Here is a 13,963-nt window from a genome sequence, read left to right as displayed (position 1 = left end):
AGGAACGATCCGATTCAGACTGTATATTCATACAGTTAACTGTCAGACCGTTCCCGCGTCAATGCACGACTGTGTGGCAGCCGACAAACGTAAGGGGTGAGGTATGTGCGGGAGGTACTCGATCTACGAGGATATGGACCACTACCTACGGCAGTTGGCCCTTGATCTGGTGGTCATCAATGGTTATGACCATGAGCGGATCAACAGATACAACGTGGCTCCCTCAACCCGCGTCGAAGTGATACGGGCTGTCGATGGCGGGGTCAGCGTAGATCGAGTGAAATGGGGATGGGCGCCCTTCTGGGCGAAAGGGAAACGTCCTGACCCGATCAATGCCAGGGCCGAGACGGTGATGACGGGGAAGTTTTTCAAGGCTCTCTGGCCGGCAGGCCGAGCCTTGGCGCCGGCAAACGGATGGTTCGAATGGATCCCGGACCCGGCAGATCCGAAAAGGAAACAGCCTTACTACATCACCACAGCAGATGACGAACCGCTCTACTTCGCTGCACTCGCCGAGGTCCATTCTGGGATAGAGCCTGACGACCGGGATGGCTTCGTGATCATCACCGCCGCAGCCGACCAAGGGCTTGTCGATATCCATGATCGCAAACCGCTGGTCCTTGCGCCTGCAGTAGCGCGAGAGTGGCTGGACCAAGAGACATCAATCGAGCGGGCGACCGAGATCGTGCAAGAGGGCTGCCGCCCTGCTGCAGACTTCAAGTGGTACCCAGTCAGCAAGCAGGTTGGCAACGTCCGGAATCAGGGGCCTGAACTCATCGAAAGGATCAACGAGGGAAGGTCAGAATAGCTGGCCTAAGCCAGCCGGCTGCCAGTTCATAATCACCAGCTCACCGGACAGTTCAGCTTTCCCTTGCCGCTGGTTGGTGGTGGTGTAGCGAATGTCTACGGTCTCGAAGTGGAAGCCATCGAAAACATGTCGGATATCCGGATGGTCATTGATGCTGACCATTACCTTCCCCTTACAGCACCGCATGAACTCGGCCATCCGCTCGTACTCGGAGAATGCGAAGTCCACGCCATAACCCGCGGTTTGCCAGTACGGCGGGTCCATGTAGTGGAAGGTATGAGGCCGGTCGTATCGCTCGGCGCACTCCAGCCAGGAGAGGTTTTCGACGTACGTGCCGGACAGCCGTTGCCACGCTGCAGAAAGGTTTTCCTCGATCCGGAGCAGGTTGATCGCGGGGCCCGTCGTCGCAGTACCGAACGTCTGTCCCGTCACCTTGCCGGCGAAGGCATGGTGCTGCAGGTAGAAGAATCGGGCGGCGCGCTGGATGTCGGTCAGCGTCTCCGGCCGGGTCATCTTTTGCCATTCGAACACCTGGCGCGAGCTGAGCGCCCACTTGAACTGGCGGACGAATTCTTCCAGGTGGTTCTGAACCACCCGGTACAGGCACACCAGGTCGCCGTTGATATCGTTCAGCACTTCGACCGGCGCAGCCTGGGGCCGCATGAAGTACAACGCAGCGCCGCCGGCAAAGACCTCGACGTAGCATTCATGGGGTGGAAACAGTGGGATGAGACGGTCGGCCAGGCGGCGTTTGCCACCCATCCAAGGGATGATTGGAGATGTCATTGATTAGCAAGTCTTTTCTGTAGGAGTTAACAGGTGATAGGCTCGCTGCGCTTTGTGCACAGAGCAGGAGCCTCGGCTGGACTTGCAGGTATCGTCTGCGGGTTCGGTGGGCCAGGTGGATGTTGACGCATCCACCTGGTCCGCTCCTTTCATTTCAGCGTGCGATCTCTCGCACATAGGCCTGACAGGCCTTCAACGCGATCAGTCCTTGATTGCCGTCGTCCGTGATTCCGACAATTCGTTGAGCATGCGCTGGGTCAAGTTGGGCTCGCGTGGCTCCATGAACCACGCTGCAGGTGCCGGCGGCGGCTGGCAGCCCACCGCTACCAGGCGGGGCGGGGTTGGCGAGGATGACTGACAGCCGTAGATCAGCAGTAGCGAGGCGGTCACGAAGGCGAGCCTGAGCGGTTTGGGCATTCTGAAGTTCTCGGGTGTGGGTTTGGTCGCTCGCCTGCAGGCGACTTTCCAGCGCAGTGCGCTTGTCCTGCTCGACATTGTTCCAATCGACCACCGCCAGCGCGGCGGCAAGGCGTTCGCGCTGGAAGTCGTCAGTCTGTTTGGCAAGCCGCAGTTCGTAGGCGTTGGCCTGCCATTGCCAGGCGCCCCCCCCGCCCAGGCCGAGCCCGAGCAGCAGCGAGACAGCCGGCAAGCGCCAATCCGGCAGAATCACGGCAGCACCTTCAGCGCCCGCTCATACAGTTCTTGGCGATCCTGCAGGCCGTTGGTGCCGCCGTTGATGGTCTTGGTGATCTGCAGCAGGTTTGATCGATCAGCCATGCCGTTGAGCCCGTTGGTCTGCCAGTACCAGGCAGCCGACAGGGAGGCGTAGACAGGATGCTCGAGCAGTTCCGGGGTGTTGAGCAGGCGGGCGTCACTGAAAAGCGCCTCGCTGCAGGCGTTGTAGTTCAGCCGGCCGGTAAGCTGGATCAGCCCCCGGCCGGGGAAGCGCCAACCGTCTCCGGACGACTCGGCGCCGTTGCCCATGCGGCCACCGTAAACGGCGTTGGCCAGCCTCTCAGGGCTGCCGGCCAGCTCGGCAGCGCGCGGCACCAATGAGCGCCAACGGCTGTTCGGGGATGACGCCAGGCCAATCTCTCGAATGCGCTCGGCGCGGTAGTTCAGGTTCTCTTTGACGCGCTGCAGGTGGCCGGATTCGTGGCCGATCTGCGCAACGAACGCCGCAATACGCAGCCGGGTGATGATCCCGTACTTGCCCATGGCGGCATTCAGGGCAGGTACAAAAACGCCGGCTTTCTGGCCGGCGTTAGGGAGGATGCGCAGCAGCAGCTGCTCGGTGATGGGCATGGTGTTTTCTCCTAGGTCGGGGACAGGTCCACTGTCTTCAGGGGTTTGCTTTCTTTTTTCTTCTTGCTCTTGGCCTTCGCCTTGCCTTTCTTGCCGCCGTTGCACTCGATGGACGTGGTCCAACCCGAGGCGGTAAACGTCTGCTCTACCGAGTCCACCAGGTACTCGCCATCAAGCCCGTCCTTGAAGCCTTGGGCGTTGATCGATCGCTCGGCAAACACGTCGCTGCGACCGGCCATTTCGAGGCGCACACCGGCAGTGCTGCGGTTGAACGCGGCCAGCCGCGCCTTGGCTGCTTGCTCAGCAGCGGTCTTGTTCGGGTAGACGTGGCGGTCGGTATGCACCGGCGGCAGCGTGGTGGGGGCGTCGTCGTTCGCCAGATTGACCACCTTCAGCTCGCCAGTTTTCTTGTCCTGGTGCTTGGTCTTCACCGCCTTGTGCGTGGTCTTGTCGCCCAGCCTGAACTGGTAGCGGCTGACGTCTGTCGGCCTGACGGTGATCGCCGACAGGGTCTTGCCCGATGCGCTCTTGCCGTCCTGCCGGGGCAGTACCAGCAACTTGCCCTCGGCGACCTTCGCGGTGCAGTCGTGCTTCCCCGCCAGGCGCGTGATGAAGTTGAAATCCGACTCATTGAGCTGGTCGGCGCGGGGCACCTTCGTCTGAACGGGACACACCGGCTCCCAGCCGTTTCGGCCGGCAATGTCGCTGACGATCTGCTGCAAGGGCACGTTCTCCCAACTGCCGCTGCGAGTGGTCTTGCCGGACCCGCGCATATCGCTGGCCTTGCCGCGAATGACCACCGTCGCCGGCGGGCCACTGACCTCGATCTCGTCGACCGTGTACGTGCCAAGCTGGACCAGCGCGGCGCCGGCGTAGCCCATGGATATTTCGACTTTTGAACCGCGACTGGGCAGCGCAACGGCTTGGTCGCGGTCATCGATGCGCAGCTCGAATTCATCCGACTCAAGCGCCGGCTTATCGGACGTGCGCAGCATCAGCAGGCGGTCATTGATAAGCGCGGTAATGTCCTTGCGGTCCGCCACCACGCGAAAAACGGGGGTCATCGATCACCTCCAGAAAAAGAAAACCCCGCACTCGGCGGGGTCGGTTCGTTACGCGTAACGCTGCGGGTCAGTCCCACAGCCGCACCATGGCATCGTTGGTCACCTCAATGTCCGGTAGGCGAATCAGCACGCCAGCAGCGTAGGGCTGCGCAATGTCTGCTAGCCCCTGATTCGCCGCCAACACCGCCTCCACCGAGCCGTTGAGGTGGCCGTAATAGCCGTGACAGATGGTGTCCAGCAGATCCCCGTCAGACGTTCTGCATGTCGTCGCCATAGCTCACGAACTCCAGTGAGAAAGTCTGTTTGCGCGGGATCCCGCCGGCGAGCAACGGCCCCTGCTCTTCGTCCAGGCTAACCAGGCACCAGTTGCCCAGCACCTCGCCATAACCCGTTGTAAGCCCGAAGGGCTTCAAGTTGCGGCCGATGCTACGCAGGGTGTCCAGTTGCTTGAGGCCAGCCCCGTGCCCAGGGAAGATCACGCCCTTGATGCTGATCTTGTCGTCGCCAAGGCCCACCGCCTGCTGCGCCGTGGACCGCGTCAACCGCTCCTGACCGGCCCACTTGAACGCGGTCTGCCGGCGCAGCTCGTCGAACGCCGCCGTCTGGAGATTGAAGTAGTACGGCGGCTGCTTGGGGTCCAGCGGCTGGAGTACCAGCAAATGCGGGAACGGCTTCACCGCCTCGGCCGCCGGGGTCTGGTCGGCCGCCAGGGTGCTGGTGGGCACGATGTTGCCGAGCGACGGACTGATATTGCCTGCCACCCGGTTGATCGCGGCACCGGCCTTGGCGGCCTGCTCCTTGAGCGTGCCCAACCGTTCCTGCACCTGGGCAGCGGCCGTGGTCGCCTGGCCGTACATCGATACCACCCGCCCCACCGTCTCCTGCGCGGCGGTGATGCCGCGCATGGTGCGTTGCAGCTTGGCCCCGATTTCCGGGCCCACAAACGGAATGTTCTCCAGATCCGCAGCGGCGCCGGTGATATCACTGATCGCACCGTTCATGGGCCCGATCATTTCGTCAGCACTGCGCCGGCCAGCCTCCCCCGCTGCAACAAGGGACTTGAACCCCGATTGCAGTTGTTCCATGTACGCCATAGGGCCTCCTCAGATGTGTGGTTCGTCGCTCAACTGGCGCGCCTGTGCCTGCCGGGAAAAGTCTTCCCACTGCCGCTGGAGGTGCGGCCACATCTCTTGCGCCATGCGAGCGGGATCTTTCACGTCCCCCTGAACCGTGACCGGCATGCTCGGCGAGAACACGAAAGACTGATCCACTTTCGTCTGTTCAACCTTCGGCGGTACCGCCTTGGCCAGCTCCGGCGCACTGAGTGGTGGCGGCGTGGCCTGGGCAATGTCGCGCACCACAGCACCCATCGCTGGGGCCGGCGGAACTACTGGCTCCTTGACTGCCTCGCCCGGCTGGGGCGCAGCCTCTTGCTTAGCCACCTCTTGCTCTGGCTCTTTTTCGCCGAACAACTTCTTGCCCAGCCAGCCGCCACCCATTTCACCGCCCATGCCGCCTAGGTACGCACCGACCAGGCCGCCGATAGCAGTGCCGATAATCGGCACCACCGAGCCAATGGCCGCACCGGCAGCAGCACCCGCAGCAGCACCCGCCAGGCCGCCGGCAACGCCGCCGTACCCCTCGGCTTTCTCATCCTGAGTTTCGGCATTCATCGCAACATCAGCGATCCCCATGGCAGCACCCAACACATTCATGCCCGGCAACCGCTTACCGAACTCCGAGGCTGTTCGAGCACCGTTCGCCACAGCACCAAAGGCCCGCCCGATTCTTGAGCCTGGCGGCGGGGGTGGAGGCGCGGGTGGCGGCGGCGGTGCTGGCGGAGGCCTTGGGGGGCGGCGCGAATTCGGAGAGCGACGTCGACGCCGACGCCGGCCCGGTTGATCATCGGCACCACCACGTCCTTGTCCCGGCCCTTGCCCGAAGGCGTTGGCATTGACGACGAAGACTTTCTGCGGCTCCGAACTGTTGCTCTCGCCGTCCGAGCTTCCACCTCCCCCGTCGTTGCTGGCTTCGCGGAAGATATCCAGCACTTTCAGGCCCATCTCAACGGGTTGAAATCCTTTTTTCTCGCCTTCGCCTCCCTCGCCGCCCGCTTTGCCGTCCTCGCCACCCGCATCGTCGGACTTGCCGCCGAACATCTTGAGGCCCGATTCCAGCAAGCCCAGGACTTTCCCGCGCCGATCGTCCTTCTCGCCACCGTCACCATCACCGTCTTCAGAGTTCGTCACGAAGACTTTCTGCACCTTGTCGGCATTCCCCATGAGGGTGCCCCGACCAATATTGAAAATCCCCTTGGCGATCTTGAAGCCATCGAACAAGCCTTTGAGGGCCAGGAAGGCGGCACCCACAACGGTGACGCCGGCCACCACGCCCTGCGATCCGTCAGAGAGCCTGGTGAACTCCTGAGCGAGTCCGGTAATACTTTTCGCGACAAAGTCCGTCATCGGCCGGATGGCATCACCGATGCTGCGCATTGCGTTGTCCATGGCGTTGACCGTCTCGGCCCAACGCTGTTTCGACGTCTCCCGACGTTCAGCCAGGTTCTTTTCGAGAATACCCGTCGCCTCGCCGGCGTCCGCTTTCAGCTTGTCGTAGAGCCCCCGGTTCTGGCTGTAGGCCGTGAGCGCGGCCTTGACTTGCATGTCAGCGAAAATGTCACCGGTTTTAAGGCTCTGCTCCAGCGCCTCCAGCATCTTGAGTGCCTTGGCCGGGTCGACTTCCTTATCAATCTTGGCCTGCGCGTCGGCCATTTTCTTGGCCTTTGCCGGGTCGGTTGCCTTCACGTACTGCATGGCCAAGGCCATGCTGGATTCCATTACCGACATACCTTTTTGGATGCCGGTATTCAGTGACTGTTGATAGTCGATGCCGGCCTTCTTGTAAGCATCCACTACCTCGCCGGAACCGATTTTCTCGATCCAGTTTTTGAGGTTGTTGGCTGCCTCGTCCGAGCTGCCGGCAGTCTTCATCTGCACTTGCAGCATGGCCCCGAGCTGGGCCACGGCTTCCGGTCCGGTGCTGCCCGTCTTCTCCATCCCCGCGAGTAGCACGGGGAACCAGCGCGCCATATCGGCCGCCTCGAAACTGCCCGCCTGGCCTTGCAGGGCAATGCCCTCGAGCGCTTTCTTCATCATTGCCGGATCGGTAATTTTGGCGTTCTGCTCAAGTGCCATGATCATTTTCGCGGTGTCCTCACCGCTCGACCCCTGCCCCACGGAAAACTGCGTCGCGACCTCGGCGTAGGACAGTGCCTTGTCCAGCTCCATGCCCGCCCCAACGAGCTGATTGACGATGTCGGCGACACCATCGTTGCTCATGCCGTTGTCCTGCGCGACCTGGATGATGCGCATAGACATGGCCTTTTCAGGGGTCTGATTCGCAACTCCGGCCTTAATCGCGATATCCCGGATGGTGTCTTGATACTTCGCGCTGATAACCGTCGGGACCACCATGGCCACGACCGCCGCCGAGGCTTGGGCACCGGTTGACTTGAGCCCTTGTTTGCCCGCGTCGAACTGCTGCCTGCCCTTGATCTGCAGATCTGCGCCCTTGGCAACACGCCCGAGCCGCTGGTATTCCTGCGTCAGCTTGCCGACCTGCACGCCTTGTTTGCGCAGGCTGTTCAGGTTGGTTTCGAGCTTGCGCAGCAGACCGGCGGCCGAGGCCGAGCCGCTGTCGTGCGCTTTCTTCCACTCGTCCCTGAGCTTGATCGTTTCGCCGATGGTGCTTTTCAGCACTTTGGCCTGATTGCCCTTGCGTTCAAGCTTCGAAATACCGCTTTCAACGGTCTTGAACGCCGAGCCCAGCGACGACGCGACGGCGCCGCCGATCACCAGCGATAGCGCCAGTTTGCTTGCCATCCTTCACCCCTCGCCCGGACTCAGTCGGTGAGCCACCAGACCATGTCGGCATACGACATGGTCATGATTTCAGCAGCGGAAAAGCCCAGTTCCTGGGCGAGTCGCTTAGCTGCCTGTTTCTGGACGGCGGGGTTAAAGCTCGTCGTCTTGCACCAGGCGAAAATAGCCCGTCTGCAAGCGGGTGTAGTCCTTGAGGGTCAGGCCCTCCAGATCCTTCGTACCGACCTCTGCGAGCGAGGCGAACAGGTTCAACTCGCGCTGCTCATCGTCGACACCACCGGTCTGCTGGGCGGTGCGCATGTCACGCACGGTCGGTGCGCGCAGGCTCAACTTGTCGACGCACACACCGTTGGCCTCGGTGGGTCGGGTCAGCGTTACGGTAACGCGGTCAGCTTCGACGGCCAGCCAGCTTTGGGTTTTCTTGATCATGGGGAGTGTCCTTGTTTGGGGGTTAGAGGCCGAGGGCCGAACGTTGGGCGGCGAGCTGGTCCACGCCATTGACGACACGCTTCATGCCGAGCGGGTCGATTTCGTACATCACGCGACCGTCGATTTCGAGCTTGTAGTAGGTCACCGCCACGTTGTGCTTGAACTCGGCCTTGTCGGCGGGCTTCCAGTCGCCCATGTCCACTTCCTTGAGCAGGCCGCGCAGGGTGACAACGACGGGAGTGACCGCGCCCTTGAGGCCCTTGAAGGCGCCCCGGAACGTGCCGTTGAACGCCGTGCCATCGGCCAGGCCGAAGAACTTCAGCGAGTCCTTACGCACGCCCGTGAGCGAAAACCCGGCTTCCATTTTTTCGGTGCCCTGATCGATCTCAATGGGCGTGTCCATGCCGCCGACGCGGTGCTCTTCGGTCTTGATGGTCAGCTTGGGCAGGGTCAGGCTGGTGACGTCGCCCTGGAAGCTGACGCCGTCCACGAACAGGTTCAGGTTGGCGAGGGTTTGCGGAATCATTGCCATGTGCGGGGCTCCTTATGCGTTCTGATCGAGGACTTCGGTCAGCCACTGGTTGGTGACCTCGACCCGGAAGTTGGGGTTTTCAGCCGGGGGCACGTCGGTGAAGCGGATGTTCCAGTACACCTTGCCCTGCTCCAGTTGGCTGGCCGTGTTCAGCTCAGGGTCGGCGAACACCTCGAAGTTGATGATTGCGCCCTGGGCTTTCAGGTCGCGCATGAAGTTTTCCAGGCCCTCGGTCACGTCCTTGACATAGGTCGCGGTGATCGAGCGGTCGACCGCCCATTTGTGCCCGTACAGGATCGCGTCCATGACGATATCCATGGTGCGCACACGGGTGACGAACGCCCATTTCGGGTCGCTGCTCAGCGTGCGGTTGCCCCACAGCCGATAGCCGTCGTCGCGGATGATGGTGGTGATGTTCGCGTTGTTGAGCAGGTTGGCCCGGCAGGTTTCGTCGCCGTCCAGAAACTCCACCGGCCGTGTCACGCCGGTGATGCCGACAAACTCCTTGTTCGACGGCGAGGCCCAAAAGCCGTACTCGTTGTCAGTCCAGGCGAACAGGCCGGCAACCCAAGCCGAGGCCGGTGCGTTGACCGTGGCGTCGGTTGAGGTATCCCAGTACTGAACGCCCGGATCGACCAGAAACGCGCGCTTGGCTCCGAAGTTTTCGGCGTAATCCAAGGCGGCCTCGTCGGTGGTGTTGGGCCCGTCGATAATGGCGATGCCGCGCAGCTTGTCGGCCAGGGCCACCAGAGCAGTGCCCACGGCCTGAGCGGCGCTGTGCTTCGGGGTCACCAGCAGGCGGGGCTGGGCGTTGAACCGACTCTTGCCATCGAGCAGCGCCTGCAAGCCGGTACGTTTGCCGTCGGCCAGCACGCCGCCGATGATCGCCGAGGTTTGCTCGGCAGGGTCGACCAGCTTGGCCACGCCGCACGCGACGATCACCGCCTTGGCGCGGGTGTAGATAGCCCGGCACGCGGCGGTGATGGCCGAGGCCGGGCCGAAGGCGGCGACGGCTTCACGCTCGCTGGTAATCAGCACCAGATCATTGGCCTTGGCCGTGGCATCTGCGCCAGGGGTGAATGTGTCGACCAGGCCAATGATCGAGGAGGACGGCAAAGCGATATTGCGCGCGCCGGTGTCGACGTTCGTTACGGTAACGCCGTGAAAGAAACCACTCATGGGTCATGCTCCAGAAATGTAAAAGCCCGCACTTGGCGGGCTGGGTGGTGATGTTTGAAAGGTCACGCCGGCAGCGCAGGCCAGGCAATCGCCCCGGGGTAATCGGGCTGCTGCTCAATGCGGTTCAGATCCACGCGGTACAGCATCAACAAGCGCAGTGCCGCGTCCTCCTCGGCCGTGCTTTTGCCCAGCGCCGTGGCGTCTTGCAGCGGCGCCATGCGCAAAGTCGCTTCGCGCATCAGGACGTCCCGCTGGGCGATGGCCGCAGCAACCAGGCTTTCGGTCGACGGTGGCGGCAGCTCGGCTTTGTAGATGCCGTCAGCGCCCAACCGCCACTCACCGTCGGTTTCCTGAGTGAGCCGCAGCCACATGTCATCGTCGACGAGGACCGCGCCAGTCGGGATCTCGTTGACACCTTTAATCAGTCGGGTCAGCAGCCCCCCCTGCTCGTCAAACAGTGCGTATTTCATGACGTCCTCATCAATGGCCGATGGCAAAGACGGTGACAGACGACGCTGTTGCATACGTCGACTGCACCTGCGCCGATGTCCGGTTTCCGCTGTCGATCAGCACACCGGCGAAGGGGTTGCTAGTGAATGAATAAATCGTGCTGTCGCTCAGCACTGCCAGGCCGCGGAGCGCGAAGTTGGGGAAGGCGATCGGGAACGTGAACGTTTTTACGCCGTAAGTCGTGAAGCCGATGCTGCCCCATTGCAGCACCAGCCCCCCCAGCCAACTGGGCAAGACGATGTAGCCGTTCTGCGCGAGCAGGATTTGAAACCCCCAACGCAGTTTCTTGGGGGTGATCATCGTCAGGTCATCCGTGCCGGCATCGGTCTGCGCCTGGCTGGCCAACCGGGCCAAGCCCTGCACGCCTTCCGTTGCTTGCACGACTTTCGCCGCAATGGCCTGAAACACCCGCAGCGCCGTCATCGGCTTGTCGTTGTCGAGGCCGGCGGTGGCCTCGGCCTGGCTCGCGCGGCTAATGCCGTAGCCGTCCAGCGTGGTCGACTTGTCGGCCTTGCCCGCCAGCGCCGCCGTCAGCGTTTCATTGATCCAGGCAACGACCGCATCTAGTCGCCCTTTCAGCTTCTTGGGCGTCACCATTGTCAGGTCGTCGCTGCCGACATCGGTCTGCACCTGGGTGGCCAGCCGGGCCAAGCCCTGCACGCCTTCCGTTGCTTGCACGACTTTCGCCGCAATGGCCTGAAACACCCGCAGCGCCGTCATCGGCTTGTCGTTGTCGAGGCCGGCGGTGGCCTCGGCCTGGCTCGCGCGGCTAATGCCGTAGCCGTCCAGCGTGGTCGACTTGTCGGCCTTGCCCGCCAGCGCCGCCGTCAGCGTTTCATTGATCCAGGCAACGACCGCATCTAGTCGCCCTTTCAGCTTCTTGGGCGTCACCATTGTCAGGTCGTCGCTGCCGACATCGGTCTGCACCTGGGTGGCCAGCCGGGCCAAGCCCTGCACGCCTTCCGTTGCTTGCACGACTTTCGCCGCAATGGCCTGAAACACCCGCAGCGCCGTCATCGGCTTGCCGTTGTCGAGGCCAGCCGTGGCGTCGGCCTGACTCGCCGGGCTGATGCCGTAGCCCTCCAAGGTCGTAGGGTTCGCCCCCGCAACGACAATGCCCCGCTCGTTGATCTCGACCTTGGTATAGGTGCCCGGCACCTTGTTGCGCGGCAATACCGTCAGAAATGCCGTGTCGACGTAATCCCGAGTGGCCAGCACCACCGCAGGGTCAATTTTCAGTTGCACAGTGGCCGTACTGGTGACGATCAAGTGCAGGCGCACGACTTGCGTCTTGCCCGTACCCTGGCTGAGCTGAGGCTTGAAGCTCGGCGCGCAGTTCGCCACGGCCACCAGGTCGCCGGCGGCGTCGTACAAGCCCAGTTCGCGAATCCACCAGCCGCCGACGTCAGGCGGAATGACCTGCTCGGCAATGATGATGTTTGGATTGTTCGGGTCGATCTTGAGCTGATTGAGCGGGGCACGCCGCTGCTCGTTGAGCAGCTTGGTTTGGGCGCGCGAGGGCACAGGGTCGGTGCCGTTCGCATCGCCCACCCCCATCTGCGCAAAAGTCCAGGGCACGCCCAGGGCGTTGGCGTTGGCCTGCTTGGCCTCCCCCACGGCGGTGAGGATGGCAAAGAACTGGCTGTGCTGGTCAGTCATGAGTAAACGTCCAGGTATTCAATTTGATGTTCGCGGCCGACATGGCCATAGGTGCCGCTGACCTCGATGTCTCGCGACGTCGGCGGATAAACGTCGATTTCCTCGCCCTCAGCCAAGCCGATGCCGAGGCGCAGATAGCCGCTGCTGGAAAGCGCAATGGCGAGGCCCGTCAGGTGGCGGCTGACCGGCTTGGCGTCGTCAATCAACCGGGTCAGCTCTTGATACATTTCCTCACTGATGCCCTGATCGAGCACACCGACTTGCAGGGCAAAGGTGCCCGGCACCCCCTCGGGTACGGTCTGCCACCATTCCAGGACTTCGATCAGGTAGCCCAGCGGCTCGACCACCCGGCGCAGCGCGCCAATGGTTCCCTTGCGAGAGTGAACATAGAACGCAGAGCGGATCACCGAGCGCTTAACCGCGTCCGACCATTTCTCGTCCCAGCGGTCCACCGACCAGGCCCAGGCCAGTTGGTGCAGCAGGTGCGCCGGACAGGTGTCCGGGTTGTAGAGCGTTCGCAGCGGCACGGCGGTGACTTCGTCGTTCGCGGCTTCAATAGCCCGTTCCAGAAAGGTGCTGTTGAGTGGGAGCAGGCTGCTCATGTCAGCTACCCCGCTCGACACTGAAGCCCTCGCACCACGCTGCCTGGGCCTTGGTCGGCCGGATATCCGTCCAGTTCGCAAGGTCCACCCGCGCCACGCCGGCGATGTGCAACTGCGCGTCGATGCCAGAGCGCGCCACCTCAACGCCCAGTCGACGCCGAGGGTTGACCCAGGCCGCCAGCCGGCGCCGGCATTCGGCTAGCGTGGCCTCAGTTTCCGGTCCGCCGCTGGTCATGTGCACCACAGCATCGATGCGATAAGGCAGTATCTCGGCGCCCCGCACAGTCAACCGGTCGCCAACCGGTCGTACGTCATCGTCACTGAGCTTGGCCAGCACCGTGTCCAGCAGATCGGCGTCGGCCTCGCCGGCATCGTTCAGGCTCAGCACCGTTACAGTAACGGCCGCCGGCGACGGGCTTTCGGCCGTGGCGTCCGCGACCAGGCCCGAAGCGTTGCGCGCATGCAGGATGTAGCTGTTGCGCGGCCCGGCCGTGGTCAGTCCCTCGTAAACAAGCTGGATGCGCTCGCGCAGAGCGTCGTCTGCCTCGAGCACTTCTGCAGTGGGCGGCGATGCGCTCAGGTTCTCAGCCTGTACAACAAGCCGGCTCAGGCGCACGTTGGCTGCCAGGTGATCGAGGTCGCTGCCCTGCGCGAAGGCCAACAGCAACGCCTTGGCGGCATCGTTCACCCGAGCCCGGTTCTGCATGCGCCGGTACGCGCCCAGTTCCAGCAGCTTGGTGACCGGATCGCTTTCCAGCAAGGCGTCCCAGTTGTCGCCCATGAATGAACGAAAGCCCGCAAGTTCCTGCTGATAGGTCGCCTCATAGTCCAGGTCTTCCAGCACTTGCGGCGCAGGCAACGCCGACAGTTCGATAGTACTCACGCGCTCACCTCCAGAATCTGGCTATCGCCCAGGTATTGCCCAGTCAGTTGCAGGGTGATCTGTCCGCCGACCACCGACAGCACCCGGACCCGCTCCAGTTTCAGCCGCGGTTCCCAGCGGCTCAGCGAGCGAGCCACCTCGGCCTGCACGGCGCTCTTCCAACCCTCGTTGATCGGCAGGTCAACGAACCGACGCAGCTTGCTACCGTACTCCGGCCGCATGCGCCGGCTGCCAACAGGGGTGGTCAATATGTCTTCGATGGACTGCCGCAGGTGGGCAAGGCCCGACAGCGGCTGCCCGGTGCGGCGATCCATTCCGAGCATGG

16 protein-coding genes are annotated in these 13,963 nt (G+C 62.8%); 1 reads left to right on the top strand and 15 read right to left on the bottom strand.

Translation table 11 applies throughout. The features are described 5' to 3' along the window. Positions 1-103: 103 nt before the first annotated feature. Entirely contained in the window at positions 104-808 is a 705-nt protein-coding gene (locus NTD82_RS14215; protein WP_262129156.1) for an SOS response-associated peptidase, read from the top strand. Here the strand turns inward: NTD82_RS14215 and NTD82_RS14210 are convergent. From NTD82_RS14210 to NTD82_RS14140, 15 genes are all read right to left on the bottom strand, one after another. Continuing rightward, positions 800-1,594, bottom strand: a complete 795-nt coding sequence (locus NTD82_RS14210; RefSeq protein ID WP_262129155.1) for a DNA adenine methylase — start codon at positions 1,592-1,594, stop codon at positions 800-802. The genes NTD82_RS14215 and NTD82_RS14210 overlap by 9 nt on opposite strands. Positions 1,595-1,748: 154 nt before the next feature. After that, positions 1,749-2,264, bottom strand: a complete 516-nt coding sequence (locus NTD82_RS14205) for a lysis protein (RefSeq protein ID WP_262129154.1) — start codon at positions 2,262-2,264, stop codon at positions 1,749-1,751. After that, positions 2,261-2,899, bottom strand: a complete 639-nt coding sequence (locus tag NTD82_RS14200) for a glycoside hydrolase family 19 protein (RefSeq protein ID WP_262129153.1) — start codon at positions 2,897-2,899, stop codon at positions 2,261-2,263. The genes NTD82_RS14205 and NTD82_RS14200 overlap by 4 nt, the downstream gene beginning before the upstream one ends. Positions 2,900-2,910: 11 nt before the next feature. Continuing rightward, positions 2,911-3,963 carry a phage late control D family protein gene (locus tag NTD82_RS14195; RefSeq protein WP_262129152.1) on the bottom strand — a complete coding sequence of 351 codons (1,053 nt, stop codon included), beginning with the start codon at positions 3,961-3,963 and terminating at the stop codon, positions 2,911-2,913. A 67-nt stretch (positions 3,964-4,030) separates the two neighbouring features. Then, positions 4,031-4,237, bottom strand: a complete 207-nt coding sequence (locus NTD82_RS14190; protein WP_262129151.1) for a tail protein X — start codon at positions 4,235-4,237, stop codon at positions 4,031-4,033. Next, on the bottom strand, positions 4,212-5,057 hold the full coding sequence (locus NTD82_RS14185; protein ID WP_262129150.1) for a phage tail protein: 846 nt from the start codon (positions 5,055-5,057) through the stop codon (positions 4,212-4,214). Before NTD82_RS14185 ends, NTD82_RS14190 begins: the two co-directional genes overlap by 26 nt. Before the next feature lie 9 nt (positions 5,058-5,066). Beyond that, positions 5,067-7,844 carry a phage tail tape measure protein gene (locus tag NTD82_RS14180; protein WP_262129149.1) on the bottom strand — a complete coding sequence of 926 codons (2,778 nt, stop codon included), beginning with the start codon at positions 7,842-7,844 and terminating at the stop codon, positions 5,067-5,069. Between the two features lie 132 nt (positions 7,845-7,976). Beyond that, positions 7,977-8,273, bottom strand: coding sequence for a phage tail assembly protein (locus NTD82_RS14175; RefSeq protein WP_262129147.1), 297 nt, complete (start codon positions 8,271-8,273; stop codon positions 7,977-7,979). A 22-nt stretch (positions 8,274-8,295) separates the two neighbouring features. After that, entirely contained in the window at positions 8,296-8,805 is a 510-nt protein-coding gene (locus NTD82_RS14170; protein WP_262129146.1) for a phage major tail tube protein, read from the bottom strand. 12 nt (positions 8,806-8,817) lie between these two features. Then, positions 8,818-9,984, bottom strand: a complete 1,167-nt coding sequence (locus NTD82_RS14165; protein ID WP_262129145.1) for a phage tail sheath family protein — start codon at positions 9,982-9,984, stop codon at positions 8,818-8,820. A 62-nt stretch (positions 9,985-10,046) separates the two neighbouring features. Then, entirely contained in the window at positions 10,047-10,454 is a 408-nt protein-coding gene (locus NTD82_RS14160; protein ID WP_262129144.1) for a tail fiber assembly protein, read from the bottom strand. A gap of 10 nt (positions 10,455-10,464) precedes the next feature. Next, on the bottom strand, positions 10,465-12,153 hold the full coding sequence (locus tag NTD82_RS14155) for a phage tail protein (protein ID WP_262129143.1): 1,689 nt from the start codon (positions 12,151-12,153) through the stop codon (positions 10,465-10,467). Next, on the bottom strand, positions 12,150-12,755 hold the full coding sequence (locus NTD82_RS14150; RefSeq protein WP_262129142.1) for a phage tail protein I: 606 nt from the start codon (positions 12,753-12,755) through the stop codon (positions 12,150-12,152). The genes NTD82_RS14155 and NTD82_RS14150 overlap by 4 nt, the downstream gene beginning before the upstream one ends. A 1-nt stretch (position 12,756) precedes the next feature. Then, entirely contained in the window at positions 12,757-13,638 is an 882-nt protein-coding gene (locus NTD82_RS14145; RefSeq protein WP_262129141.1) for a baseplate J/gp47 family protein, read from the bottom strand. Continuing rightward, a complete protein-coding gene (locus tag NTD82_RS14140) occupies positions 13,635-13,961 on the bottom strand; it encodes a GPW/gp25 family protein (RefSeq protein ID WP_262129139.1) in 327 nt (108 codons plus the stop codon). The genes NTD82_RS14145 and NTD82_RS14140 overlap by 4 nt, the downstream gene beginning before the upstream one ends. Positions 13,962-13,963: the final 2 nt, after the last annotated feature.

The sequence above is a fragment of the Pseudomonas sp. 5P_5.1_Bac1 genome (genome assembly GCF_025466015.1).
Lineage (GTDB): Bacteria > Pseudomonadota > Gammaproteobacteria > Pseudomonadales > Pseudomonadaceae > Aquipseudomonas.
Note: the sequence above shows the minus strand (reverse complement) of the source record. Positions and strands in the feature narration are given on the sequence as shown.

Excerpts from the sequence above, each read along its gene's own strand:
- NTD82_RS14140 (WP_262129139.1), bottom strand. The coding sequence starts at position 13,961 with ATGCTCGGAATGGATCGCCGCACCGGGCAGCCGCTGTCGGGCCTTGCC.
- NTD82_RS14185 (WP_262129150.1), bottom strand. The coding sequence starts at position 5,057 with ATGGCGTACATGGAACAACTGCAATCGGGGTTCAAGTCCCTTGTTGCA.
- NTD82_RS14200 (WP_262129153.1), bottom strand. The coding sequence starts at position 2,899 with ATGCCCATCACCGAGCAGCTGCTGCTGCGCATCCTCCCTAACGCCGGC.
- NTD82_RS14215 (WP_262129156.1), top strand. The coding sequence starts at position 104 with ATGTGCGGGAGGTACTCGATCTACGAGGATATGGACCACTACCTACGG.
- NTD82_RS14180 (WP_262129149.1), bottom strand. The coding sequence starts at position 7,844 with ATGGCAAGCAAACTGGCGCTATCGCTGGTGATCGGCGGCGCCGTCGCG.
- NTD82_RS14155 (WP_262129143.1), bottom strand. The coding sequence starts at position 12,153 with ATGACTGACCAGCACAGCCAGTTCTTTGCCATCCTCACCGCCGTGGGG.
- NTD82_RS14175 (WP_262129147.1), bottom strand. The coding sequence starts at position 8,273 with ATGATCAAGAAAACCCAAAGCTGGCTGGCCGTCGAAGCTGACCGCGTT.
- NTD82_RS14150 (WP_262129142.1), bottom strand. The coding sequence starts at position 12,755 with ATGAGCAGCCTGCTCCCACTCAACAGCACCTTTCTGGAACGGGCTATT.
- NTD82_RS14190 (WP_262129151.1), bottom strand. The coding sequence starts at position 4,237 with ATGGCGACGACATGCAGAACGTCTGACGGGGATCTGCTGGACACCATC.
- NTD82_RS14160 (WP_262129144.1), bottom strand. The coding sequence starts at position 10,454 with ATGAAATACGCACTGTTTGACGAGCAGGGGGGGCTGCTGACCCGACTG.
- NTD82_RS14170 (WP_262129146.1), bottom strand. The coding sequence starts at position 8,805 with ATGGCAATGATTCCGCAAACCCTCGCCAACCTGAACCTGTTCGTGGAC.
- NTD82_RS14210 (WP_262129155.1), bottom strand. The coding sequence starts at position 1,594 with ATGACATCTCCAATCATCCCTTGGATGGGTGGCAAACGCCGCCTGGCC.
- NTD82_RS14195 (WP_262129152.1), bottom strand. The coding sequence starts at position 3,963 with ATGACCCCCGTTTTTCGCGTGGTGGCGGACCGCAAGGACATTACCGCG.
- NTD82_RS14165 (WP_262129145.1), bottom strand. The coding sequence starts at position 9,984 with ATGAGTGGTTTCTTTCACGGCGTTACCGTAACGAACGTCGACACCGGC.